The sequence below is a fragment of the Paraburkholderia sacchari genome (assembly GCF_000785435.2).
Classification (GTDB): Bacteria; Pseudomonadota; Gammaproteobacteria; order Burkholderiales; family Burkholderiaceae; genus Paraburkholderia; species Paraburkholderia sacchari.
This window is the reverse complement of record NZ_JTDB02000005.1, coordinates 384,783-406,990: the sequence shown is the minus strand read 5'-3', so window position 1 is coordinate 406,990 and position 22,208 is coordinate 384,783. Positions and strand designations below refer to the sequence as shown.

The following is a 22,208-nucleotide window of genomic DNA, read 5'->3' as shown; positions in this document are numbered from 1 at the left end:
ATTCCCCGCGCGGTGGATAGCTTGCAGGTAGCTATAGCTGGTGAGTCTCCAACTCTCGACGATCTTTTTCGGTCTCGACCGCAACCCGTTTAAGCTCATTGAGCAGTGGCTCAAATTGAGAGAGGGAGCATACGATGACCTGGCTAAAGTACTTGTTCAGCAATCCCCACGAATAACCCTCGAGCAATTCGATACATTTTGCCGACGGCAAAAAGATGTCCTCGATACCGCCCTGCCGACGGATATTGTCCATCAAAGTAAGTTCCTCCGACTCAAGCAAGGGTTCTAGGTCCGAGCAGGTTTCCGCGCGATGACGTTGAAATTCGTGAGTCTGTTCGCAGAAGACAACCACCCAGGGGGCCAACGTTGCGAAGTCGTCAAGGCTCTCTGCCTGCTCCACCTTTTCGATAGTCGTTTCCGGTGAAGCGACGTATATCTCCGACGTGGTCAATAGAATGGGGCAGTACATGAACGGCCAGTTAATGTCGGAGCGGGAGAAGCTCCACTCGATGGAATCACTCAGCAGTCGCGGCAACGCGTATTGAAGCTGCAATAGTCCGCGCTTTATTTCCTTGTCGTAGACGTTATCGTTGCCTTGGTCGATCTCAATACCTTTCAGGCAGAAAGTCGATTTTGTGTCAAAGCTTGTGGAATATTGGTGGCTCAAGATGACAGGTGAAAAGTCATCCACCACACGTAACGTATGCCCTAGCGTAACCGACGAGAAGTCACCAAGGTTTGGGTCGGGGAAGAAAAGCCACTTGTTTTTCCGGTGGCGGTGTTTGCACTCAACCAGCAGTTGCAGTGTGGCCGTAATTTTGTCCGGATTGTTGAATGGCAGGTAAGCGGTTGCATGAAGATCGACTGAAAAATCGTTGGTTGTAGCCGCGTCATGTCGTTTATACGAGTAATCGGCTTCGGTCGAAAATCCGTGCTTCACCAAGAGCTTGGCTACCTCAAACTCCATCGGTACGCTGGAAGACAAGAGATTATTTTTCCACTTTGCCCCTTCGCTCATGGCCCTCACCGCTCATTTTTTGCCTGATTAGGATGGATCCTAGCACAGCACGAATGGGCAACTACGGCCTGTTGATTACCCGTTCGTTTATCCTCAAGCAGGTACAACGCCGCGCGCGCCTTTCGGGAGATAGCGACTGCCTTGAGGGCTGGGTACGGGTCGCATTCAGCCAGCCGCAGCAAATGGAGGCGTGCGTCGCTCCGTGCGAATAGCATGAGTCCGCGTCCGGGCCATGTACGGTCCCTTCTAATCGGCTCACGAATGGCTGCCCATGTTGGGCGAACGATCCTTTGTTTTTCGACTTTCATGCATTGATTTTCGTCTACCGACTAGACACTCTTGCCCTCCATGTAAGCATCGAAATCGGCAATCTCCTCGTCCGTCGGTGGCTCCGCGCTGAAATCCAGTTTGCGAATGCTGTCAGCAACATCGCGACGATTGATGTAACCCATACTGTACTTACCGTTCTCCAACTCGAAATCAAGCGAACCACACCAGTTATTGATCCGTGCGTATCCCGGCATCAGTGCGGCCTGTTTCGGATTGCCGCTGACTTCATGCTTGGCGAGCGATACTCGCACCCATTCCAGTCGGGTATACGGTATGTAGGTATGGCGGAGTTGCCTGTCGAGTTCGTTCGCAATTCCTTTGTCGGCGAGCGCTCGCTCGATCTGCCCGATCCGGATCTTTAATCCAAAGTGAAAGCCGGTTCTGTCTTTCTCGAGGAGGGATTGCAGTTTCTGTTCGAGTCCACCATTGTCGTGCCACTTAATAATGTCACTTGCGCGCTGCCGCCATGTTCGAAGTAGCTCGTAGGCAGCGAAAATCCACATTTGCGACTGCGCCAGAAGAAATTGAGTATCTGGGGGCGTGGTATCTGTCGCCATGAGCTCGTGCAGAACCCTATATTCGAGCGGCATCAGAAACTGATCGACAATACTCAAGTTGTATGCCTGTGAGCGTAAGTACATGTCGTCCGACAGGAACGTTAGCATTGAAAGCGCCTCGACGAGCGCCATCTCGGCGATCTTGTCTGGTTGCTCGTAACGGACATCGTCGTCCCCAACTTCAAACGCCTCGTGGTCCATGTCCATTCTCCATTCATCGCCAATATGTCGCCAATGCCGCATTCTGCACCCAACAATGAAGAATGAACCAGCCCCCCAGCCTTTAGACAAAAAGCGGCCTCGGATCGTCGTAGGCATGCTAGAAGCGTCGCGCAGCAAGGCTGCGACGACAGGTATGGAATGGCCGTTCCACTTAGATACCCGCCCTTGCGACTCCAACTGCCGGACTGGCGGCAACGGGTCGCGAAGCGCCTCTCGCTGATTGTCATCTGCTACCTGTTCGCCTGGTTCGACCGCATCAACGTCAGCTTCGCGAAGTTTCACATGCAGAGCGACCTTGAACTGAGCAATACCGCCTACGGACTCGGCGTAGCGCTCTTTGTGGTCGGATACGTCGCGTTCGAGGTCCCCGGAAACCTCTTCCTCTACCGCGTCGGACCGCGCAAGTGGATCGCCCGCATCCTCATTTCATGGGGTATTGCGACAGCCTGCATGGTGTTTGTCAGAACCGAAATGCAGTTCTATCTTGCGCGCTTCATCATCGGCGCAACGGAAGCGGGCTTTGCTCCGGGTGTGCTCTATTACCTCTCGACGTGGTTTCCCGCACAACATCGCGGACGGGTAAGTGGACTGCTCTTTCTCGCGCTCGCGTTCTCTGGCGTACTCGGTGCACCTTTGTCTGGTTTCATCCTTGGCCATTTCGACGGCGTAGCTGGCATTGCCGCGTGGCGCTGGATCTTCCTGATTGGCGGACTGCCGTGCGTTCTGCTGGGCATCGTCGTGCTCTTCCGGCTGGACGATCATGTCGAAGATGCCAAGTGGCTCACGCCCGAAGAGAAGGTCCTGTTACGCTCGAAGCTCGATGCGGATGCAAAGAAGGCCGAGAGTCATTCCCTTCTTGGAGCCGTGAAGTCTCCCGCATTCCTGATGCTTGCCTTCGTCTACTTCCTTGTCCAGATCGCGTCGTACGGAATGAACTTCTGGATGCCGCAACTGATCCGCTCGTCCGGGCTGCACGATCCGTCCACGATCGGCCTCCTGACGGCCGTCCCATACCTCTTCGGTGGAATCGGCATGCTGGTCGTAGGGAAGCTTGGTGACCGGAGTGGTAACCGCCGCATCACCTTTGCCGCTTGCATGCTTCTGACGATGGCTGGCTTTCTCGGCGCAGGGATCTTTGCTCATAGTCCCGTATTGCTGATCATGTCGCTTGTCCTGATCGGCACGGGAATGCTGACGACCATCCCGACGTTCTGGACCATGCCACCCAAGGTACTCACTGGAGTCGGTGCCGCTGGTGGTATCGCGCTGATCAACTCGATCGGCCAGTTGGGTGGGATCGTGAGCCCCCTCATGGTTGGGCGGATCGTCGACCTTACGGGAAGCACGACTCCTGCGCTTTACACAATCGTCGCCGTATGCCTCTTGTGCGCGGCGCTGGCGATCTGGGCGTTCCCGAGTCACCTTATAGCCAACGACATTTAAGGCAATGCTGATCAAGTCCACCATTCATGGTTGTCATGCGTTATTGCGTGGACATATGACGGTAAAAGCAAAAACGATGAAACAACTGACACTGGCGATGGCGGTCGATCAATGCGCGGGATTCGGAGCGCAGCGCAAACCTACGCGACGTGAGGCTTTTCTCGATGAGATGAACAGGCTCGTGCCGTGGGCCGAGCTGTGCGTGGTGGTCGAGCCGTATTACCCGAAACGCGGCAACGGTCGGCCGCCAATCGCGCTGGAGCGCATGTTGCGAATTCATTTTGTGCAGCACTGGTTCAACCTTGCCGACCTTGCGTGCGAAGAGGCGCTGTACGACAGCCTCAGCCTGCGCCGTTTTGTGGGCATTGACCTGGGCAGCGAAACCGTTCCGGACGCGACGACGCTGCTCAAATTCCGGCATCTGCTGGAAGAGCACAAGCTGGGCGAGCGAATCTTCGCCGAGGTCGGCCGGGTGTTGCAGGCACGGGGAGCCAAGCTCAAGAGCGGCACGATTGTGGATGCTACGCTGATCGGCGCGCCTTCTTCGACGAAGAACAGGGAGAAAGCACGGGACCCTGAAATGCATCAGACGCGTAAAGGACAGCAGTGGTATTTCTGCATGAAGATTCATGTCGGCGTGGATAGCCAGAGCGGACTGACGCATAGCGCGGTCGTCACGGCGGCCAATGTGCACGACAAACACCCGCTGCCACAGCTTCTGCATGGCCAGGAGCAGCGGGTCTATGGCGACAGCGCGTATGCGAGCCAGAAAGCGCTGATCCATGGCAAGGCCCCAAAAGCACGCGACTTCACGAATCAGCGCACACGCCGCAAGGACAGCGTCGATAAAGTGGCGCGTCGCAACAACCGCAACAAATCGAAGATTCGCGCCCGCGTCGAACATGTGTTCGCCGTGGTCAAACGGTTGTGGGGTTTCACGAAGGTGCGCTATCGGGGTCTGGCGAAAAACGCCAATCGCGCCTTCGTTGCACTCGCGCTGGCGAACCTTTACCTGTCGCGAGGCCGATTTACGGGAGAGGTCCGCCCGTAATGGGCCAAGCGCGGGCGAAAAGCCCGCACAGAGCGCCCGTGGCGCAATAAAACGATCCGCAATGACCATCTTCAGTGGTTCTTCGGAAAGTTTACGCATGATCAATCGCGATAAGTCGCGCTTACACGGCTTGATCAGCATTGCCCTAAGGCGCAGCGACGACGACTCCCGCACGATCTGGCGACGGACGTTGCATACCCGGAAACAATGAATTTATGTAAGCCGTTTGAAATACGCGGATAAGAAGATTACGGCCGTCGAGACCATAGGCAGAAAGATTCCCAGATTCTCCCAGGTCGTTTCCAGATAATCCGCGTCAGTGTTTCCGGCGCCCAAGATTGGAAGTTCATCATGGCCAACGCGTTCATGCCCGTTTTCACGGTCGTGTCAGTCCTCCCTCTTCACACTGCCAGATCCGCAGAGGACAACGATCCTTTGGCGCGTGAACTGGCGCGCAAAGCCATCGTTCAACTGCAGCAAGCGGACTACGAACGCGTCGATGGCGATTCGCGCAGTCCTGCGGACATCCACGTGAATCTGGCGAGCCTCGCGGCTCGACAGCAGGCGTTCAGCGGATCCAGCGCAGTGAAATTCGATTCATCGGTTTCCGGCGCAACGACCGCGTCACGCCTGGCCTCGTATCGTTCCATTTATCAAGAAAATTGATTGGATGTCGAAGCGCGCTATAGGCAAACCTTTCCAGTCTTATCGCGTCTTGCGTAACGCGACGCCGGTGTAGACCGTCGGACAGTGCTGTGCTTTCGTTAGCTGCATTGGCACGTCATGAAATTAGTGATCCTTCGCATCCATGCGGGAAATCGCCAGCCGCTGTGCGCCGGATCGCAATCATACCTGCTTCGTTGAATAGGAAAACTGCTGTGCGATTGAGGAGAGTGATACATTTTTTGGCAACTATCGCGGCATGCCTGAGCGGCAGTGCGCATGCGCATACGAGCGTCGGGGTAGTGGCAGGGGTACCGCCCCCGGTCATGATGGTGCCCGCGCCGATGTTCTACGCAGCGCCATCCCCCGTCGTCGTCCAGTCGATCCCACCATCTGCGACGACCGTCTATGTTGAAAAGGTGCAAGAAAGCCCGGCGGTGGGCTCTTGGTGGTATTGCCCGTCGTCAATTTGAAAGGCGCCGGGCCCAAGTGATCGCCTTTCTCGACCGGCGAATCGCGTAGCATCTGCCTCGGCCTGAAATGACGGCTTCGCATCGTGGCTTTGGAAATGCCACGGCACTGCGCTGTTTCGTCGCAACGCGTGACGGCGGGCAGCGCGAGCCCAACGACTTGGCGGCAGTCGGCCATGCGGAGCGCAGAAGTCCTGCTTGGGTTGTGGTTTTTGGTTGTTCTGCAATCCTTTTTATCTATCTGCCTTCCGACTGGCCCAGGCAACGGTCTTTCGGAGCGGCTTCCAGTCGAGGGCTCGCCCTGTCCCATTGTCGCTTGTATTGAGGCTCGCTGGAGAACGCGGCGGCAACGCCTTTGTAGCCCTTGGGCTACAAACATACCAACCCCCAGCCTTTTTGTAGCCCAAGGGACACAATCTCGCCTTGCCACCTTGTAGCTGACGGGCTACAATTTCCTCGTTTTCGGCCAACCGTGATGCCCCGGGGCTACAAGTGACGAATCTGGCAGACGTTGGAGAGATGCTCAAGCAGGCGCGCAGCGACGCGGGCCTCTCGCAAAAAGACCTTGCTGAACGCGCAGGCGTCGCTCGCACCACGCTCGCGCGCATGGAGACGCTCGCGCGTGGCGACATGAGTGTGGCGGTGCTCGTCCGGCTCCTCGAAGCGGCCGGCTACGACCTGCGGGTCGTCAAGCGCGGTCATGCCCGCACGCTCGACGACGTGCTCACAGAACAGAAACAGTCCGGAGCCTGAGCATGCGTCTTCACGTCTACGTCAAGGGCGAGCCCGTCGCGCAGTTGTACCGCCATCAAGACAATTATGCGATTCGGTATAGCACGGAAGCGTCACCCAAGGACTTCGTCAGCCTGACCATGCCTGTTCGCGAAGAGCCCTGGATGTGGCCCCGCGATTTGCACCCATTCTTTCGCCAGAACCTGCCCGAAGGATTCCTTCTTGAGGTCATTCGAGAGGAATTCGGCCCCCTCCTCGACGGAACGGACCTGTCGTTGCTCGCCGTCATAGGCGGCGCCGGCATTGGGCGCGTGACAGTGGCGCCTGAGGGCGGCCAGCCCGGTGGTGAGCTCGACCCGCTTGACCTCAAGACCCTGCTTCATCAGGACGTCTCGACTCAGCACTTCGCGGAGCTGGTGAGGTACTACGCGCGCGCCGCCATCTCGGGCGCGGTGCCGAAGTTCCTGGCGCCGGAGGTTTCCTCCGCGCAAACGCCAGTCGGCAAGCAGACGCTGCGCACCAGCCGGCACATCATCAAGGGTTCCGACAAGCAGACGCCCTACCTTGGGTTCAATGAGCATTACACAATGCGGGTGCTCGCAAGGCTCGACGTCGCTCGAGTGGCAAAAACAACCATGTCTGACGACGGGCGTGTGCTGGTCGTCGACCGCTTCGATGTCAATGAAAATGGCATGACTGCATACGGCGTCGAGGACGCATGCAGTCTCCTTGGTTTCCCACCGCATGAGAAGTATCGGCCCTCGACAGAGCAGGTGCTGAATGCAACGAAGCCCTACATCAGCAGCGCGAAATGGAGACAGCAGGCCGAACATTTTGGCTGGCTGATACTGACCAACTACGTTGTTCGCAACGCGGACTGCCACTCGAAGAACGTTGCTCTTCTCTACTCGAACATCGACGACGTCGTGTACACACCCGTGTACGACATCGTGACCACCCAGGCTTACCCTCGCTTTGCCAGCAATCCACCCGGGCTTAGCGTCGACGGGCGCAAGACATGGGCGCCGGGCAAAACGCTGGAGCGATTCTTCAACACGCGGCTGGGCATCCCGCCGCGGCGCTATCGCGAGATGGTCGAGGCGCTCTGCGATTCGGCCGTGTCAACAGGGAAAGAGGTCGTCGAAGCCGCGAAGAACGAACCCCGATGGCATTGGATAGCGAAGCAGATGCTGAACGCGTGGAACGAGGGCATGGCGACGGTGCGAAGCGCCAAGCCACAAGCAGAGCTCAAGGGCCTCACACCCATTCTTGAGGCGGCCGGATTCTCGGATTCAGACAAGCCGGAGAGCACGAGAGACGTGATTGGACGTTCCGAGCTTCTCGCTCCTTCGAGAAAGAGCTAACCCCTGCAGGTCCGGGTTCTGCACCGGGTTGCTTGTTTGACGCAGCACGCTCCCTGGCCGACGAAGAGGCCATCCGGCGCTACCCCGCGCAGTCGTTCGAAGCGGGCGACCCAGCGTCGTGCAAGGGGTAATCGTTCGAATCGTGCGAAATCTGGCGATGGCCAAGCGCGGAGCCTCACCCAGCAAGGCTCCGGCGGCTCGCTGTTCGTTTTTCTCAATGATGGCGCTAACTCATTGATAGATATAGATTTACGTGACAAAACCGCCAGAAATTTCACAAAAAGTACGATAAACCCAGGATGGAGCGCGGGCTCGGGCAGACACGCGCATCGCGCGACCATGCTATTGAACCGACTGATCCCACCATTGCGTCGATAGATGATTAGCATTCCTACTTGTCAAAGCCATTTTCAGATGTCCGCTTTCTGGCCAAGTTGAAATGTCCGCTTTTGCGGGGTTTAGGGTTTGTCTTTCATGGTTTGCTGCTCACGCAGTGTCGAAGAGCTGCTCATGAACGGGCATGCTGTGCACCTGAACCCGGATCGAAGCGACAACCAGGGCGTCGCCCCAAACCGCCATCGGGAGCAGAAGGCCGCCTGAAATTCAATCGTTGAGGCGACAACTAGCTTGAAAATTCCGGCTACGATGCTTGCTATTCGCGGGTAACCGATTTCATCCGGGCCTGGCGGCAAGGCGAAGGCAAGGCGGTGTCGAAGTCGGCGTTTGTGCCGTTGCAGTTCGAGCTGGGCGAAGCATTTCAGTTTGACTGGTCCGAAGAAGGACTGGTTATCGGCAGCATTTACCGCAAGCTGCAGGTGTCGCACATGAAGCTGTGCGCGTCCCGGGCGTTCTGGCTCGTGGCCTACCCGAGCCAGCTACCCGCCTTGGGGGGGTACCGGACAACCAGGCGCCCCTATGCTGAGCACCAACATAGAGAATCACGACGGGGCGTAACGTAAAGCGCCTCGCAATGCAAAAAGATGGAGACAACCATGGACGCCTTGAACGCCTTGGCCCAGCAGCCGTCGTTGCCCCCTCACCCGGCTGCCCTCCCGCCCTTGAACGCGTGAGCGGCTCCGCTGCCCGGCCCTGCGAGTCAGTTTCGCGAGCCTGCGCGGCGCATCCCCTGTAGCGAGCCAGACCACGAGCACGTCCATGTCCGCATCTACTGTCTGCCAGCCCAAGTCCGCTTGGACCGTCACGGTCCTGCTCACGGGCCTCACCATTCCACTCGTCACGCTGCACCGGGGCCGGCGCGCCAACTTCTTTCTTGCCGCGGTGGGCTGCGTCCGGTGCCTTCTGTGGCTGTTCTTCGGCCGCGAGAGCACGCCGCTCGACAAGTGGCAGCGGCCGGGAGCGCCAACCGGAGCGGCTCCCGTGTCGCCCGATCCTGACCGATGCCTCCGTCCTCTCCGTATTCCTGCTCGGGTTCGTGGCCTACTGGCTGCGCGGCCAGACCATCACGTGGCTGCCCGCCTACCTGCAAAATGGGCTGGGCTTCAGCAGTGTCGCTTCGGGACGTTGGTTCGCGCTGTTCATCGCGCTCGCCGCCATCGACCTCGGGCCACTGCCAAAGGTGCTCTGCTACGCAGCGGCCGGTGCGCTGCCCACCCTCTGCCTCTCGGTCGCGCCCGCCATGCTGGCGAGATGGTGCCTCCCGCCAAGCGCGGTTCGATCGTGGCGATCAACACTGCGGTCTCGAGCCTCGACGCGGCGATCGGCCCGGCGGTGGTCAGCCGGCTCATCCAGTCGCACGCCAATTCGGGCAGCCACGCGTACGAACTCGGCATCGAGACGACCGCCGTGCTGCTGAACCTCGCGGCGTCGTCGGGCTGCGCTGGCTGCATCGCGAGCGGTCGCTGCACTCGCTCAATCGGATGGCGCGCCCGCTGACCGCCTGAGAGGCCGGTCGCCCCACGTTTGCTTACTCTTCGTCGGCTCGGGCAGGTGCGTATCGGAAGAGTACCGCGCTGCAGCCGAAGGCCCCTATCAACCTGGAGAAGTCACATGGAAGCTACCGCTGGTGCACCGAATGGGCCCCCGGCCGCTAACCCGCCAACAGAAAGCTGGCCCTTCACCGTTACGCGCCACACCCCGACGATCGGCGCTGAGATCGGCGACATCGACCTGCGCGAGCGACTCGACGACGCCACCTGTCTCGCGCTGCGCCGCGCGTTGTTGAAATACAAGGTGCTGTTCTTCCGCGACCAGGACATTACGCCAGCCCAGCACGTTGCCATCGCGCGCCGCTTCGGAGAGCTGGAAGTGCACCCGGCATTTCCCCACCACCCCGACCATCCGGAACTTGTGATTCTCGGTCGCGGCGAATCGAAGGGCGGGCGCGAGAACCTCTACCACTCGGATGTGTCGTGGCGCGAGATTCCTTCGATGGGCTCGATGCTGCGCTGCATACAGTGCCCGGAGGTGGGCGGCGACACCATGTGGATCAACATGGTCGCCGCCTATGAGAACTTGCCCGACGACGTCAAAACGCTGATTGCCGACCTCACGGCCGCACACGAATTCCTCCCCCTGTTCGGCATCGCCGTGCCGGAGGAGCAGCACGATGAGATGCGCAAGCGCTTCCCGCCCGCCATCCACCCGGTCGTGCGAACGCACCCCGAGACGGGCGAGAAGGTCCTCTACGTGAACGAGGCCTTCACGACCCATCTGGCCAACTTCGGCCACAAGACCGTCGGGCGCTACCGGATTGGCTTCGACTTCAAGCTCGCGGAGATGGATCTGCTGCAGTACCTGTTCCGGCAGGCTCAGGCGCCCGAATACCAGGTGCGCCTCAAGTGGCGCCCCAACACGGTCGCGTTCTGGGACAACCGCTCGTGCCAGCACTATGCGATCCAGGACTACTTCCCGGCCGTACGCCAGATGATGCGTGCCACGATCATCGGCGATCGCCCGGTGTGACTACTTTGCCCACCTCGTGAGGGAATACAGCATGAAAACGTTGAACCGCTTTTATATCGACGGCAAATGGGTCGAGCCGTCTCCAGGGGCCACCCTGTTCGATATCGTCGATCCGGCTACGGAAAACGTAACCGGCAAGCTTTCGATGGGTACGACCGAGGACGCCGATCGTGCCGTCGCCGCTGCGCGCGCCGCCTTTGCCGGCTGGTCTGCCACGAGCCGCGAAGCGCGTATCGCGCTGCTCGAACGCATCGCCGAAATCTATCAGCGCCGCATGCCCGAGATCGCTCAGGCCGTGCGCGAGGAAATCGGCGCTCCGGTCACGCTCTGCAACGCCTTGCAGGCGCCGATCGGCCTTGCCCAACTGCGCGCGGCCATCGATACGCTGCGCGATTACCCGTTCGAAACGGAGAGTGGCAAGAGCTATGTGCGCCGCGAGGCGATCGGCGTGGCCGCGCTCATCACGCCTTGGAACTGGCCGCTGAACCAGATCGCGGCCAAGGTCGCGCCCGCTCTCGCGGCGGGCTGCACAGTCGTGCTCAAGCCTTCCGAGATCGCACCGCTCGACGCCATGATCTTCGCGGAGATCATGCACGAGGCCGGCACGCCGGCCGGTGTTTTCAACATGGTGTTCGGCGACGGACGCATTGTGGGGGCGCGCCTCTCCTCGCACCCTGAGGTCGACATGGTCTCCATCACGGGCTCCACACGAGCTGGCGTCGAGGTCGCGATCAGCGCGGCCCCTACGGTCAAGCGCGTGGCACAGGAGCTGGGCGGCAAATCCGCCCTGCTGATCCTCGACGACGCGGATCTGCAGACCGCCGTGACGAGCGGTATTGCGCAATGCATGGCGAACTCCGGCCAGACCTGCATCGCGCCCACGCGCATGCTGGTGCCACGCGAACGCTACGATGAGGCCGTCGCGATTGCCGCTGCCACCGCAAACGCGGTGGCGGTCGGCGATCCGGCCGATCCGGCCACGCGCATGGGGCCAATTTCAAATCGTATGCAGTACGAAAAGGTTCAGCTCATGATCGAGGCGGGAATCGCGGAAGGCGCGCGCGTGGCAGCAGGCGGCCTCGGCCGGCCCGAGGGGCTGACGCGCGGGTTCTACGCACGGCCGACCGTGTTCGCCGATGTGCACAACGACATGAAGATCGCCCGCGAGGAAATCTTCGGCCCCGTATTGACGATGATCCCGTACGACAGCGAAGAAGACGCCATCCGCATTGCGAACGACAGCATTTATGGACTTGCGGGCTACATCGCCTCCGGCGATCCGCAGCGCGCCCGCAAGGTGGCGGCTCGCTTGCGCGTGGGCTCGGTGCGCGTCAATGGCGCCATGCTCGACGTCACGGTGCCGTTCGGCGGCTACAAGACGTCTGGAAACGGGCGCGAATATGGCACGGAAGGTCTCGAGGAATTTCTGGAGTGCAAGTCGGTGACGATGTAACGGTGTGATCCGGGCAGCGGCTTCGGCACACGGGCGGCCGTGTTCGACACGTGCCGCACCTAACTTGCCAGCGGTGTACGATGATGGGCTTCGGCCTGAGCGAGCCTACGCCGACTACGCAACAATTTCCGCCGCCACCGACGCGGCGAAGGAAGCCACCCATCTCGGTGCGTCGTGTGCGCCACGCACAGGCCGAACATCGAACCCGTATTGCCGCCGCTGCGCACCGAAAGCGAATGGGTGCCACCGTTGTTGAGGTACTGCGCGAAAACATCCACGACTCCATGCAGCAACTGTCGAGCAACGACCCGAACAGGATGGAATTACCCGGAGTCAGAAGGCGGGATATGGTCTGCTCCGAAGTGCGGACCGAGACGCGGACGATTGGCAGCGCAGCCTCTGTAGCCACCCTTCGCGGGTGGCGCGATGGCTGCGCTTGAGACAGCAATATGGAGATAACAGAGCCGCATAGCGCGGCGGCATCCTTAGGAGCAACGCACTATGTCCGGGAACCCCACTGCAGCCGCGCCCCGACGGCTTGCGCATACGCGTCACATCATCTGCGTTGGATACGCTCGCGACGACGGCCTCTACGACATCGAAGCCACGATGACGGACACGCGCGGCTACGATTCGAGACTGCTGCTGACGACACTGCCGGCGGGCGACGCGCTCCACGACATGCGGTTCACGATCACGGTGAACAGCGCTCTCGTAATCCAGGCCGCCTGCGCGCATACCGGGGCTGCGCCAACGCCCTACTGCGACCGGATCAATGAGGCTTACGCAAAACTGGTGGGCATTGGGCTGGGCGGGGGCTTCATGAAGGAGGTCCGCGCGCGCGTCGGTGGCACACGCGGCTGTACGCACCTGACCGAACTGTTGGGGCCGATGGCCACCACGGCGTTTCAAACCGTCATGGGCCTGCGCAACCGGGTGAAGGCCGCCGCATCCGAGGATGCGGGAGGCGCGCCGCCCCTCTCCCTGCTAGGCACCTGTCACCCGTGGCGCGAGGGAGGCGAGGTCGTCCAGATCATGCGCCGGCGCGCGGGCATGCCGCCCTTGCACGACACGGCGCGGCCGACTCAAAACAGTGATGGATAATCATGGATGGAGACGGCTGCCCGCCGTCGGTCGGCCCGACATGCGCGGATTCTCGCCGCGCAACATCAAGTACATGCGCGCGCTGGCAATGCGGTCACCAACCTTGCAGAGCGATTGCCGCCACCGCAATCCGATCTCGCGCGCGACGTACTCAAGGGTCCCTATATCTTCGATTTCCTCGGCTTGACCGAAAACGCCCAGGCGCTCGACATCGAGCGCGCGCTCACCCAGCCCATCACCCGCTTCCTCCTCGAACTGGGCGCCGGCTTCGCGTTCGCCGGCCGCCAGTACCGGCTGGAGGTCGGCGGCGACGAGCTTTTCGCCGACCTCCTTTTCTACCACCTCAAGCTGCGTTGCTATGTCGTCGTCGAACTGAAAACGACGCCGTTCAAGCCCGAATGTGCCGGCCAGCTGAACTTCTACCTTTCCGCGATCGACGCACAGGTCAACGCGCCCGAAGACCAGCCGACCATTGGCCTGCTGCTGTGCAAGGAGAAAAACCGGCTCGTGGCGGAATATGTGCTGCGCGGGATGGCCGGACCGATGGGTGTCGCCGAATATCAGCTTTACGCCGTGTGCCCGAATCGCTGGAAAGCGGATTGCCATCGACCGACCAGATCGATGCAGAACTTCACACCGATTCCTCGAACAAGCAACGCGGCGAAAGCCCGGGTAATGGACTGCGAGAGGCGCTCCGCCGTTTGATAGACCAACAATAATATATATTTCAGTTTTTGATCGTTAACCCTGATTTCTGCATACATACGCGTTTCTGAATATAATCGGGCCCACATGCAGGAGAACCTTGTGGACATCACGCTCGAGAACGCAGACACCGGCGCATCGCGTACCATGGCCTCGGTGCTGGCGGACGCCATTCTTCAGGACATCGTCACGGGCGCGCTGCCGCCCGGGTCGAAACTCAAGATCCGCGAGCTGGCGGACCGCTACCAGGCGGGCGTCATTCCATTGCGCGAGGCCGTGTCGCGGCTCGCGATGAGCGGGTTCGTCGAGGCGGAAGACCAGCGCGGCTTCCGGGTCACGCAGGTCTCCCGGGAAGACCTCGAAGACGTGACTTCGGTGCGCCAATGCATCGAAACCAAAGCACTGCGAGACGCGATCGAAAGCGGCAATCTCGAATGGGAAGGCGCCGTGCTCTCGGCGTTCCATCAGGTGAACAGCCTGCCGACGGTGATCGGAGATCCGCCGCGCATGAACCCGGCGTGGGAGCGTGCTCACGACAACTTCCACAGCACGCTGCTCGCGGGGTGCCGCTCGAAGTGGCTCAAGCATTTCGCGGCCACGCTGCGGACCCAGACTGCGCGCTACCGTCACATGTCATTGCGCAGCGAGCACGCGGTCGAGCGCAACGTTGCCAGGGAGCACGAAGATATTGTAAAGGCCGTGCTCGCGCGCGACGCGGACCTTGCCTGCAGGCTGCTGAGCCAGCACTTCGCGACCACGACCCAACTGGTGCTCGCGCGCACGACCGAATCCGCTGCGGCGCGGAAGAACACGGCAGCTGCCGCCCGCAAACGCCGCACGACATCCTGAATCCCCGCATGACCGGGCGCCAGGACGCCTGAAGCTACCGTACCTGCCCCTTCCCTGCCCCCGGCGCTCGCCTGCGGCCTCCCTTTGCGCACGCGCGTTCGTTGCCCGGACGTGTGCGCATTCCCTCGCATCGTCTTTCATTGACCTCCATCGGCAAGCGAGGCGCAAGCCTTCGCTTGCGCCTCGCCGTGCACTTCGGCCGTCCTTCACCTGACGTGGTGCCTGACCCGCGTCGATCCAGGCATCTGCATACATCCCTATCACTTCAATAGTTTTTATCTTTTTGTATATTTTTATTTCTAACGTATATTCTTCGGCAGATCGGAGCCAACCTTCGGGAGGCTCCATCCACGCCAAAAAACATATGGAGGAAGACAATGCATCAAAGCTCGACATGGGCCAGGCGCGAGACCGCCGCATCCGCGCCAAAGCCTGCCGCTTGTGATGGCGAATATGATGTGATCGTGGTAGGCGCGGGCGGCGGCGGCCTGCCTGCCGCGCTTTTTGCCCGCTGGCTCGGGAACTCGGTGGTGATCGTGGAGAAAGCCGACGTTGTGGGCGGCACGGCGCGCAAAGCCGCGTTCTGGTACTGGGTACCGAACAACCGGCCCATGCGCGAAGCCGGCCTCATCGATGACAAGGACGACTGCCTGCGCTATATGGCTCGGCTCGCGCGTCCCGAACGCTACCAGCCCGACGCGCCGCTTCTCGGTCTCGAACCCTGGGAATACGAAGCCTTCGAAGCGATCTACGAAAGCGCCGCGCCGGCTGCGCAAGCGCTTCACGAGCGCGGCGCGCTGCGCTACCGGCATTGCGCCGATGTCACCGACTATTGGGCCGAGATGCCGGAAAACAAGGCGCCGCGCGGCCGCGTGCTGCTGCCAGCGGATGCGTGCGAGTCGATGTCAGACGGCGGGAAAGTCGCCGTCGAATCGATGCAAGCCGCGGCGCTACGCGACGGTGTGCAAATCATGACGGGCGTTCGCGTGCAGCGGGTCATGCGCAATGGCAAAGGCGAAGTTGCTGGCGTGCAAGCCACGCGTGCGAGCGGCGAGCAGGTCACGTTAGGCGCGCGCAAGGCCGTGATCTTTGCAACCGGCGGCTTCACGCACGATCCCGCCCTGCGGGCGAATTTCCTGCATGCGCCGTTCGTCGGCGGCTGCGCCGCGCGCAGCAATGAAGGCGACTTCGTGCGCATCGCAAGCGCCGCCGGGGCCCAGTTGCGCAACATGAACTACGCATGGATGTGCCCGGTTGCGCTCGAACGCGTGGCGGCCGGCGGCGACGACTTCACAGGCACCTTCTCGGTCGGCGGGGACTCGATGCTCTGGGTGAACAAGACCGGGCAGCGCGTCGTCAACGAAAAGCTCGCCTACAACGAAATCGCCCAGACGTTCTTCGAATGGGACCCGCAGCGCGCCGAGTATCCGAACTTCGTTCAGATCGCCATCTGGGATCAGCGCAGCCAGCAGCATTGCGCCAGCACAGAGTATGGCCGGCTGATCCGGCCATCGGCAGGCAACAAGGCGTTCGAGCTGCGCGGCGAAACGCTCGATGAGCTAACCGATGCGATTCGCGAGCGCTTGCACAAGTATGCTCATCTGACCGGGAACGCGCAGCTTGGCGACGATTTCACGACGAATCTGCGTGCGTCGATCGCGCGATTCAACACGTTTGCGCGTGAAGGCAAGGACCATGATTTCCGCCGCGGCGAGCGCCTGGTCGAACGCATGTTCAACGGCCCAACAGGCGAGCCGCTCGCACACGGTAACCCGACCCTGTACCCGCTCGCCGACACGGGGCCCTACTACGCGGCACTGGTGGCCGGCGGCACGCTGGACACGAAGGGCGGGCCGCTGACCAATGCCAGCGCGCAGGTCCTGAACGATCTTGGCGAGCCGATTCCAGGCCTGTACGGCGTTGGCAACTGCGTCGCGTCCGCCTCCGCACGCGCCTACTGGGCCGGCGGCGGCACGCTGGGACCGATCATCGCGTTCGCGTGGCGCGCGGCCCATGCGGCGCACGCCGAAGCCATCAAGCAAACCGCGCCGGCCGAAGCCACCCTTGGCTGAGCGCGAACCCGCATCAGGACACCTTCACACTGTTGATATCACCCCGCCGCAGCGGCAATTGCCATCCGCTGCGCATCCCAAGGAGACACCCATGCAGATCCAGTCAATGACCGATGAGCAACGCAAAGCTGTGGCACTCGAATACTTCAAGCGCATGGATCGCGGCGACGAGATCCTGAGCCTCTTCGACGAGCACGCCCAGGTGTATTTCCCGAAATGGGGCATCGCGAACGGCCGCAGCGAGATCGCCAGGCTGTTCGACGACCTGCTTGGCATTCTTGCGGAAATTGGCCATGACGTGACGTATGCCAATTTCATCCAGCAAGGCGATCTCGTCGTGGTCGAAGCGACCTCGCACGGCCGGCTCAAGAGCGGCGAAACGTGGCGCGCGGGCACTTCCCACGCGGGACGCTGGTGCGATGTGTTCGAAATCCGCGACTTCAAGATCCAGCGCTGCCACATCTATCTCGACCCGGACTATGCCGGCGCCGATACGGCACGCTATCCGTGGCTCGCGAAAGACAGCGCACGCCGCTACTGATGCACGCCCGGTCCCGGTGTTTTCACTTCAGACTAAAAAGCACGGAGCACCGCTGAAGCGCCACGGCACGCCCGACGAAGTTGCCGCACTGGTGGCTTTCCTGTCGAGCGACGATAGCGCGTTCATCACCGGGTCCGAGATCGCAATCGACGGCGGCTGGGCGATCTAACGGCGGCGCGCGGACACCTGCGCATCGCGCACCGGTGTCCGCCGCCGCGAACCGCGTGGCAAATCATCGTATGTAATTCGCACTCCATATATTTTATCCATTGACTTCTTGCAATTCGCGCAGACGAAGACGTAAGGGGGAGACATTTCATGCTGCAACATAGAACGCGCGCCCAGCGCATTGCCGGCTGGGCGGCAGGCCTGCTGATCTGTGGATCGGCGCACGCGCAGAGCCATGTCACGGTGTTTGGCATCATCGATGGCGGTATGCTTTACACGAACAAGACGCTCGACGCCACCACGGGTAGCAACGCCGGCAAGCAGTTTTCAATGATCGATGGTGGGTCGTCGTATTCGCAGTTCGGACTACTCGGCAGCGAGGATCTTGGCGGCGGACTGCAAGCCAAATTCAAGCTCGAAAGCGGGATCAGCATTGCCAACGGAGCACTCGCGCACTGTAACGGCAACCTGTTCGGCTGTGAGGCGTGGATCGCGCTCGACAGCCGCTACGGCGAAGTGAAGACCGGTCTGCAATTCTCGCCGTTCTTCCTTGCCCTGTACGCATCCGACCCGCGCAACATGTCGTTCTTCGGCAGCGGCGGCGTCAATCTCGTCGACAACTTTCTCGGCACGAGTATTTTCAGCGCGAGTTCGATCTCGTATACGAGCCCGGAGCTTTGGGGTCTGCAGACCAGTCTCCTGTATTCGTTCGGCGGCAAGCCCGGCGATTTCCGGGCGGGCCGGCAATACTCTGCCAGCGCCAAGTACGAGTACGCGGGCTTCATGATCAATGCAGCGATCTTCGATGGCAACAGCGGCGCCGCAAATCCCACGCCCACACCCACCAGCCTTGCTGCCGAGGGCCGCACGCTCGGCGCGGCATTCAAGTTCGGCGCAGTCACGGTAAAAGCATCGTTCGTCAACTACAAGGTCGCCGGCATGTTTAACAACAACGTCTACGGCGGCGGCCTGTCGTGGTACGTGACACCCGCGCTGGACCTCGACGGCGGAGTGTGGGTCACCAGCGACCGTAATCACACGGCCAACCATTCGCTGCTGGCCGCGCTCGGGGCAAGCTATTTCCTCTCGAAGCGGACCACACTCTACGCACAGGTCGCCTCCGTGAACAACCACGGAGCGATGAACACGGGCTTGTCGGTCAACGGTGCCCTATATGGCGTTTCCGGCACAACGGTGGGCGCGACGGTCGGCATACGTCACTCGTTCTGATCAGGGAGAAACTCATTGAAATCCACTTATTCGGCTATTTACCCAGTTGCGCTCTGCATGGCCTTTTTCACAGCGGCGAGCGCAATCGACGTGCATGCGCAAGCGGCAAACGGCAACTCGTTGCCAATGGCGTCGCAGTCCGTTGCGGTGAGCGATGCTCCGGCCACCACATATATGAAGGCCACGAAAGCCGAGAAGTCAGCCAACCGGGCGCTGCGTAAAGTTGTCATGCGCCAGCTTTCACGCACGCGTGGGCTCGATGTCGACGGCATCAACGTCACGGCCATCGACGGCGTCGTGACGCTGCTGGGCACCGTGCCCGACATCATCCAGATCGACCTCGCGGTCGATGTGGCGCGTGATGTCGCTGGCGTACGCGAGGTGCACAACGGCCTGACGTTGCAGGTGAACGGGAAGTGAGCCGGAGACTGCCGGCAACGCCGGGAGCACGCCTGCCGCCCTGGCGTGCAGCGCCACCGGCGCTTGCCCGCCCGGCCGCAGCGTTACAGCTTTGGCACGCCTTGCTGCTGGTCATACTGCTCCTGCTGCCGCGCACCCTCCTGCGGCGTCCTTGCCGTGAATTCTCCAGCGTTAGGCGCGTCGGCCGCGCCGGTGAACGACAGTGAGACGCCGCCTGGCCGTTGCCAACTCGCCTTGATGACCTGGTAGGTGCCGCGCATCCGGTCTTGCACGATGACGGAGCGTTTGACCTGGGGTTTGCCGAACTTGTACTCCAGGAATGCATAGTCATGTAGCTGCGTGTCGACTCCCGGCGTCAACAGGTAGACGCCGTGCACAATGCCCTCGATGAGACTGATGCGCAGGCTGGTGTACATCTCGGGACAATGGCCCACTGGGTACATGACGTCGAGCATCTCTGTACCGGCAGGAGCCGTGCCAATCAGCGAGCGGTCGGCGTGTTCAAAGCACGGGTGCGGGGTTTCGTCCGTGTAGGTGTTGTCGGTGCCCGGATAGCTGTTCGGCTTGAAGGGGCACTCTGGCATCGCGGTGAAGGGTTTGTACAGGGCTATGCCATAGATGGCCGTGCCGGCGGTCCCGCTCCCTGGCACGCTGGTATGGGCTGAAGCTGCGGATGCAGCAGCAAACGTGAACGCCGCGAGCAAACCACCCAGAGCGGATGGCCGAAAACGAAAGGTTTGCATGTGCTCTCCCCGGGTGTGCTGATAGCGCCCGACTTGCGCATTGACAGGCGGGTCTGTATTGGGTGTGAGCCGGATTCTGTTCGAATGCGCCAAGTCTGTATGTCTGTCAGCGAACGGGCGCTGCGAGCTTGGGCCACGCCTGCATGCCTGCCTCCATCACCGGAGTTTCTGCGGGAAGCTCAACCTCCCCCATGTAGACCACCTGCGTGATCGATACCGGTCACTGCGTCGCACAAGATGTGGGATGCCGGCTTCTGAAGTTGAGCGGAGCCGGCGCATGGCGCTGCCGGGATGTGAAACGTTTCCTCTGCACGGCGGACCGCCGTATGATGGCTGCATTCCGGGAATCCTGGCCGCCAGACGATGGCGATTTGCTGACGGCCCATCGTCGCAGTGCAAGCGAGGCCGCTATGAATGCGTCGTGCATCCCTATGACACCTCCGCAAGCGAAGCGAGCGACGACGTCGTGGTGGCCGGTGCTTCCGCCGGCGGCCTTCCCGCGTTGCTCAAACTCGCTACGGGTCTTGGCGAAGACTTCGTGCTGCCTAATGCGGCAGTACCTGCGTCGGCTATTGGCTGGGAACCGGCACGCGCTGACCGGCGGACAATTCGCACTTAGGTCACAAAAGGTTGGAACTTGCGATCCGCGTGGCCCCAATGCGGCGTCGTATGTCCCAGTGCTCCTCCCCCGAAGACGGAGTCAATCATGCTACAAAATGTACTGGCCGCCGCTCCTGCCATGATCCTGTGCCTGCTGCTCCAAGGGGTGGTGGTAGCCGTCTGCCTGCGCCGGTATGCGCGCTTCCGGCGCAACGTTAAGGGTCAAGATTTGCTGTGGGTGGACGTCCTGCTATTGATAACCGTGATGCTGCTGACCTTGCTCTGCAATTTCGCCCAAATGGCAGTCTGGGCGGCGCTGTTCATGTTCTTAGGCGAATTTTCCGATTTCGCCACTGCTCTGTACCACTCCGCGGTCAATTTCATCACCCTGGGCTACGGCGACATTGTCATGTCCAAGCAGTGGCGCATGCTCGGTCCAATTGAAGCTGCCAACGGCATCCTTATGTTCGGAGTCTCAACCTCGGTGATGACGGCTGCGGTAATGGATGTGATCAAGTACCACAATGCCCGGTTGCAGAGCGAGTAGCCACCGTAGCTCAGGGAGCAAATAGGCATCCAACAGGTTGCTGACTTTGACGTAGCTTTCGTGGCGGTTTTGTCGCGATAAGGTGCGACGAGGATCGGCAATCCTTAGAAAATAGGATTCCTTATTTGTTAAGCGAGTAAAATTGATTGGCAGGTGTCTGTTTCAAACCGTCGGTCTGCATTTGCCCCTTGACGATCATATGCATCAACTCTATGCCGCCGGGCAGAATGCGGGCACATCGGAAATCCTTGACGCCCATCATGGGTCGCGTTCGGCGTTTGATCGCCCGATGATCCTGTTCCACAATGTTGTTCACGTACTTCGCCTGACGTACCTTGATGGGCAGCTCCCGGCCGGCGTTAATACTCTCGAGCGCCGCCGGGTTGGCTCCGCTTTTGTCGATGGTTACCGTCCCGGGCTCGCCGTTGTGCCTGATCGCCTTCTCGAAGTATCGGCGCGCCGCGACCTTGTCACGATGAGCGCGCAGTAGGAAATCGACCGTGTTGCCGTCCTTGTCCACAGCCCGATACAGGTATCGCCACTAGCCGTTGATCTTGATGTAGGTCTCGTCCATTCTCCAGCTTTTGCTCACTGGGCGCTTGCGCTTCCGAAAAAGCTTCTCCATCACCGGCAGCAACTTCAACGCCCACCGGTGCACGGTTGAATGGTCGACCGACACTCCGCGCTCCGACATCATCTCTTCGAGATTTCGCAGGCTCAGCGGATAGGCCACGTACCAGCACACGCGCAGCAGCATCACGTCCAGCGGATAATGCAAGCGCTTGAGCACCCGCCTGAGCGCTGCGTTCATCCCGTTGATCATCGTCCCTGTCGCCTCCGCTTTCATGACCTCAGCATATCAGACCGTCTTGTTGCGACAGAACCCCTTTCGGTAACGTCGTTTCCGTACGCCAATGTAGACCCTGAAGACCGGGGTTCAACAGAAGAAACTGGTTTAATGTGTGGCAGGCCACGCAAGCCATTCGTAACGCATCCAGTGCAAT

General features: G+C 60.6%; 19 protein-coding genes and 3 pseudogenes. 18 read left to right on the top strand and 4 right to left on the bottom strand.

Annotated elements, in window-relative coordinates:
* Positions 1-31: 31 nt before the first annotated feature.
* Both NH14_RS20295 and NH14_RS20290 read right to left on the bottom strand, forming a co-directional pair.
* Positions 32-1,018, bottom strand: a complete 987-nt coding sequence (locus NH14_RS20295; RefSeq protein ID WP_035524871.1) for a hypothetical protein — start codon at positions 1,016-1,018, stop codon at positions 32-34.
* A 329-nt stretch (positions 1,019-1,347) separates the two neighbouring features.
* Positions 1,348-2,106, bottom strand: a complete 759-nt coding sequence (locus tag NH14_RS20290; protein ID WP_035525106.1) for a hypothetical protein — start codon at positions 2,104-2,106, stop codon at positions 1,348-1,350.
* Positions 2,107-2,292: 186 nt separating this feature from the next.
* Here NH14_RS20290 and NH14_RS20285 point away from each other — a divergent pair, with 186 nt between their 5' ends.
* The 17 genes and pseudogenes from NH14_RS20285 to NH14_RS20205 all read left to right on the top strand — a co-directional run bounded on the left by NH14_RS20285 (position 2,293) and on the right by NH14_RS20205 (position 19,314).
* A complete protein-coding gene (locus NH14_RS20285) occupies positions 2,293-3,570 on the top strand; it encodes an MFS transporter (RefSeq protein ID WP_237179703.1) in 1,278 nt (425 codons plus the stop codon).
* A 76-nt stretch (positions 3,571-3,646) separates the two neighbouring features.
* Complete coding sequence (locus tag NH14_RS20280; RefSeq protein WP_035525100.1) at positions 3,647-4,621, top strand: IS5 family transposase; 975 nt, start codon at positions 3,647-3,649, stop codon at positions 4,619-4,621.
* A 351-nt stretch (positions 4,622-4,972) separates the two neighbouring features.
* Positions 4,973-5,287: a hypothetical protein gene (locus NH14_RS20275; protein WP_035524868.1), complete on the top strand. Its 315-nt coding sequence runs from the start codon at positions 4,973-4,975 to the stop codon at positions 5,285-5,287.
* 959 nt (positions 5,288-6,246) lie between these two features.
* On the top strand, positions 6,247-6,507 hold the full coding sequence (locus NH14_RS20270; RefSeq protein WP_028219235.1) for a helix-turn-helix domain-containing protein: 261 nt from the start codon (positions 6,247-6,249) through the stop codon (positions 6,505-6,507).
* A 2-nt stretch (positions 6,508-6,509) separates the two neighbouring features.
* Positions 6,510-7,850, top strand: coding sequence for a type II toxin-antitoxin system HipA family toxin (locus NH14_RS20265; RefSeq protein WP_035524864.1), 1,341 nt, complete (start codon positions 6,510-6,512; stop codon positions 7,848-7,850).
* Positions 7,851-8,488: 638 nt separating this feature from the next.
* Positions 8,489-8,725 (top strand): annotated as a pseudogene (locus tag NH14_RS20260) (IS21 family transposase); the annotation flags it as partial.
* An 802-nt stretch (positions 8,726-9,527) separates the two neighbouring features.
* A complete protein-coding gene (locus NH14_RS20255; RefSeq protein WP_152617112.1) occupies positions 9,528-9,743 on the top strand; it encodes a hypothetical protein in 216 nt (71 codons plus the stop codon).
* Between the two features lie 114 nt (positions 9,744-9,857).
* The gene (locus NH14_RS20250; protein ID WP_035524861.1) at positions 9,858-10,772 is read left to right on the top strand and encodes a TauD/TfdA dioxygenase family protein; all 915 of its coding nucleotides are present in this window, start codon (positions 9,858-9,860) and stop codon (positions 10,770-10,772) included.
* 31 nt (positions 10,773-10,803) lie between these two features.
* Positions 10,804-12,225, top strand: a complete 1,422-nt coding sequence (locus NH14_RS20245) for an aldehyde dehydrogenase family protein (protein ID WP_035524859.1) — start codon at positions 10,804-10,806, stop codon at positions 12,223-12,225.
* A 501-nt stretch (positions 12,226-12,726) separates the two neighbouring features.
* Complete coding sequence (locus NH14_RS20240) at positions 12,727-13,329, top strand: DUF2889 domain-containing protein (RefSeq protein ID WP_052147941.1); 603 nt, start codon at positions 12,727-12,729, stop codon at positions 13,327-13,329.
* Between the two features lie 72 nt (positions 13,330-13,401).
* Positions 13,402-14,048 (top strand): annotated as a pseudogene (locus NH14_RS20235) (PDDEXK nuclease domain-containing protein); the annotation flags it as partial.
* Between the two features lie 88 nt (positions 14,049-14,136).
* Positions 14,137-14,883 (top strand): GntR family transcriptional regulator, encoded by a 747-nt coding sequence (locus NH14_RS20230; RefSeq protein ID WP_035525094.1) that lies wholly within the window; start codon positions 14,137-14,139, stop codon positions 14,881-14,883.
* A gap of 458 nt (positions 14,884-15,341) precedes the next feature.
* A complete protein-coding gene (locus NH14_RS20225; RefSeq protein WP_035525092.1) occupies positions 15,342-16,955 on the top strand; it encodes an FAD-dependent oxidoreductase in 1,614 nt (537 codons plus the stop codon).
* Positions 16,956-17,046: 91 nt separating this feature from the next.
* Positions 17,047-17,496, top strand: a complete 450-nt coding sequence (locus NH14_RS20220; protein WP_035524855.1) for a nuclear transport factor 2 family protein — start codon at positions 17,047-17,049, stop codon at positions 17,494-17,496.
* A 16-nt stretch (positions 17,497-17,512) separates the two neighbouring features.
* The gene (locus tag NH14_RS33900) at positions 17,513-17,665 is read left to right on the top strand and encodes an SDR family oxidoreductase (protein WP_167556485.1); all 153 of its coding nucleotides are present in this window, start codon (positions 17,513-17,515) and stop codon (positions 17,663-17,665) included.
* 149 nt (positions 17,666-17,814) lie between these two features.
* The gene (locus NH14_RS20210; RefSeq protein WP_035524852.1) at positions 17,815-18,894 is read left to right on the top strand and encodes a porin; all 1,080 of its coding nucleotides are present in this window, start codon (positions 17,815-17,817) and stop codon (positions 18,892-18,894) included.
* Between the two features lie 57 nt (positions 18,895-18,951).
* Complete coding sequence (locus NH14_RS20205) at positions 18,952-19,314, top strand: BON domain-containing protein (protein WP_035524850.1); 363 nt, start codon at positions 18,952-18,954, stop codon at positions 19,312-19,314.
* An 83-nt stretch (positions 19,315-19,397) separates the two neighbouring features.
* Here NH14_RS20205 and NH14_RS20200 read toward each other — a convergent pair whose 3' ends face one another.
* Positions 19,398-20,057 carry a hypothetical protein gene (locus NH14_RS20200; RefSeq protein WP_152617109.1) on the bottom strand — a complete coding sequence of 220 codons (660 nt, stop codon included), beginning with the start codon at positions 20,055-20,057 and terminating at the stop codon, positions 19,398-19,400.
* Positions 20,058-20,763: 706 nt separating this feature from the next.
* Here NH14_RS20200 and NH14_RS20195 point away from each other — a divergent pair.
* On the top strand, positions 20,764-21,204 hold the full coding sequence (locus NH14_RS20195; RefSeq protein WP_035524846.1) for a potassium channel family protein: 441 nt from the start codon (positions 20,764-20,766) through the stop codon (positions 21,202-21,204).
* Between the two features lie 121 nt (positions 21,205-21,325).
* Here NH14_RS20195 and NH14_RS20190 read toward each other — a convergent pair.
* Positions 21,326-22,015, bottom strand: a pseudogene (locus tag NH14_RS20190) (IS6 family transposase).
* Positions 22,016-22,208 lie beyond the last annotated feature (193 nt).

Excerpts from the sequence above, each read along its gene's own strand:
- NH14_RS20295 (WP_035524871.1), bottom strand. The coding sequence starts at position 1,018 with ATGAGCGAAGGGGCAAAGTGGAAAAATAATCTCTTGTCTTCCAGCGTA.
- NH14_RS20290 (WP_035525106.1), bottom strand. The coding sequence starts at position 2,106 with ATGGACCACGAGGCGTTTGAAGTTGGGGACGACGATGTCCGTTACGAG.
- NH14_RS20280 (WP_035525100.1), top strand. The coding sequence starts at position 3,647 with ATGAAACAACTGACACTGGCGATGGCGGTCGATCAATGCGCGGGATTC.
- NH14_RS20275 (WP_035524868.1), top strand. The coding sequence starts at position 4,973 with ATGGCCAACGCGTTCATGCCCGTTTTCACGGTCGTGTCAGTCCTCCCT.
- NH14_RS20265 (WP_035524864.1), top strand. The coding sequence starts at position 6,510 with ATGCGTCTTCACGTCTACGTCAAGGGCGAGCCCGTCGCGCAGTTGTAC.
- NH14_RS20250 (WP_035524861.1), top strand. The coding sequence starts at position 9,858 with ATGGAAGCTACCGCTGGTGCACCGAATGGGCCCCCGGCCGCTAACCCG.
- NH14_RS20245 (WP_035524859.1), top strand. The coding sequence starts at position 10,804 with ATGAAAACGTTGAACCGCTTTTATATCGACGGCAAATGGGTCGAGCCG.
- NH14_RS20240 (WP_052147941.1), top strand. The coding sequence starts at position 12,727 with ATGTCCGGGAACCCCACTGCAGCCGCGCCCCGACGGCTTGCGCATACG.
- NH14_RS20220 (WP_035524855.1), top strand. The coding sequence starts at position 17,047 with ATGCAGATCCAGTCAATGACCGATGAGCAACGCAAAGCTGTGGCACTC.
- NH14_RS20210 (WP_035524852.1), top strand. The coding sequence starts at position 17,815 with ATGCTGCAACATAGAACGCGCGCCCAGCGCATTGCCGGCTGGGCGGCA.
- NH14_RS20205 (WP_035524850.1), top strand. The coding sequence starts at position 18,952 with ATGGCCTTTTTCACAGCGGCGAGCGCAATCGACGTGCATGCGCAAGCG.
- NH14_RS20200 (WP_152617109.1), bottom strand. The coding sequence starts at position 20,057 with ATGCAAACCTTTCGTTTTCGGCCATCCGCTCTGGGTGGTTTGCTCGCG.
- NH14_RS20195 (WP_035524846.1), top strand. The coding sequence starts at position 20,764 with ATGCTACAAAATGTACTGGCCGCCGCTCCTGCCATGATCCTGTGCCTG.